2 protein-coding genes are annotated in these 2324 nt (G+C 61.4%); one reads left to right on the top strand and one right to left on the bottom strand.

Annotated features, from left to right (window positions below; translation table 11 throughout):
* A partial coding sequence (locus tag HMPREF9710_RS26335; protein ID WP_005671585.1) for an IS5 family transposase occupies positions 1-879 on the top strand: 879 nt, incomplete at its 5' end.
* A gap of 537 nt (positions 880-1416) precedes the next feature.
* On the opposite strand, the gene tnpC is transcribed toward HMPREF9710_RS26335, so the two are convergent.
* Positions 1417-2324, bottom strand: a 908-nt coding sequence (gene tnpC, locus HMPREF9710_RS26330; RefSeq protein WP_005671583.1) for an IS66 family transposase, incomplete at its 5' end; no start/stop codon positions are given.

Raw genomic sequence — 2324 nt, 5'->3', positions numbered from 1 at the left:
GAAGCGCTCAAGGCACGCGGCTCGCTACTCATCTGGCTTGACACGACGATGAACTGGCACGGCCAGCCGAGTGGTAAGCGAGGGCGCAGCCAGGCGTTCAGCGACGAGGCGATCCAGTTCTGCCTGAGCATCAAGTGCTTTTTCAATCTACCGCTGCGCCAGGCCATGGGCATGACGCAAAGCTTGCTGCACTTGGCTGGGCTGAACTGGGCGGTGCCGGACTACAGCACGGTCAGCCGGCGGCAAAAGACGCTGCAGGTGGCCATCGGCGCCGTGCCGACCACGACAGGCTTGCATCTGCTGGTGGACAGCACCGGCATCAAGATGCTGGGCGAAGGCGAATGGAAGACCAAGAAACATGGTGCGGACTACCGTCGCCAATGGCGCAAGGTGCATCTCGGGATCGACGCGTCCACACTCGAAATCCGGGCCATGGAGGTGACCGACAACAGCATTGGCGATGCGCCTGTCCTGCCAGCGTTGCTTAGCCAGATTCCTGCTGACGAACGCATTGCCAGCGTTAGCGGCGATGGCGCCTACGACACGAAGGACTGTCACGAGGCGATCGCGTTGCGCGAAGCGCATGCCATCATCCCAACCCGCAAGAACGCCAAGTTCTGGAAGGCAAACCGTTGTGGTGCCGATGCACGTAACGACATCCTGCGGACGACAAAAAGGGTGGGACGGGCAATATGGAAGAAATGGAGCGGCTACCACCGGCGCAGCCTTGTCGAAACCAAGATGCGCTGCTTCAAGCTGCTGGGCGAACGTGTCATGGCGCGAGACTTCGACCGTCAGGTCGCCGAGTTATACGTGCGGGCTGCCGTGCTGAACCGCTTTACTCGGCTGGGAACCCCGGTTACGGTCCCAGTGTTATAAAACGAACTACAAATAGCGTCAGCTCGGCCTTCGCTCGATTTGCTCAACAAAGCCGCGGAAAACCTTCCACTTCATGGAAGAACACGGGTGCCTCCGGAGTCGCCACGATGGGGTTCGTTACATGACCGTACACCCTGAGCTTGAATATAGCAATCTCACAACGACAGCCGTCCACTTACCGGACCCTGCCGCCACCGCTTGCTGGACCAAAAGCAATGATCCCGATGTGAACGACCGACTGGTGATATTCCTAAGGACCGGAGGCGACGGATCGTGGGCTGGGCTTTGGCGCGACGACGACGGGCAACAGCGAATTGTTCATTTGGGATCGGGGTCGGGATCGGTGATGCTTTGTGTGCTGGCAGAAAATATGGAAGACCTATTGCGCCTCTTGGCAATCGGTTACGACGAACTCTGTTGGCCCGATCAGTTCCAACAAACTCCCGATGAGGTACGTGAGGAGGAAGACGAGGAAAACGACTATCCTCCGCCGCCGCAACTGTGTAAGCGTCCAACCGCTCCACCTTCACAGCGGAATCAAGCCAGCGTAGAGTCCGAAAATGGCAGCAGCGAGTCGATTCGGCTGTTCGGGCAGGTAGGCAGTTTCTCAAGTGTCTCAGCGAGCCAGCGTGCCGGGTCCAGGCCGTTGAGTTTGGCAGTGGCAAACAGGCTCTGGATGACGGCGGCGCGGCGGCCGGCGCGTTCAGAGCCGGCAAACAGCCAGTTCTTTTTACCGATGGCGATGGGACGGATCGCGTTCTCGACCGGGTTGTTGTCGATCGGAAGGATGCCGGAATCGGCATAGCGCACTAGGGCATTCCAGCGCTTGAGGGAGTGTTCGATGGCCTTGCCCGTACCACTTCCGATGGCGACGGTGCGCTGCATCGACAGCAGCCAGGCGTGCAGATCGGCCAGCGCCGGCACGGCGCGCGCCTGGCGCAGATCCAGCCGTTCGGACGGCGTTGTGTCTGCGCCGTCCTGCTCGATGGCGTACAACTGCGCAATGCGGCGCAGCGCCTCGTCGGCGACAGGACTGCTGCTGGCAGCGTGCAGGTCGAAGAATTTGCGACGGATGTGCGCCAGGCACGCCAGTTCGGTCGGCCCATTGGCAAACAGGGCTTTGTAGCCGGCGTAGTCGTCCACCATCAGGTGGCCGCGCCAGTCCTGAAGGAAATCGCGGGCGTGCTTGCCGGCCCGGCTTTCCTGGTAATCGAAGACGACGATCGGTGGCCCATCCTCCCAAGTGCCGGAGCGGTAGGCCCATAAATAGGCTTGGCGGGTCTTGCCGCTGCCAGGATCGAGCTGGCGCACCGGCGTTTCGTCGGCATGCAGGCAGCTGCGCTGGCGCAGAAGCTCGCTCAGGCGTTCGGCCAGTGGCTGCAGGGCCACGCCAATCCGCCCGATCCACTGCGCCAGTGTCGAGCGCGCCAGCGGCACGCCCTGGC

It is taken from the genome of Massilia timonae CCUG 45783 (genome assembly GCF_000315425.1).
Lineage (GTDB): Bacteria > Pseudomonadota > Gammaproteobacteria > Burkholderiales > Burkholderiaceae_D > Telluria > Telluria timonae.
Note: the sequence above shows the minus strand (reverse complement) of the source record. Positions and strands in the feature narration are given on the sequence as shown.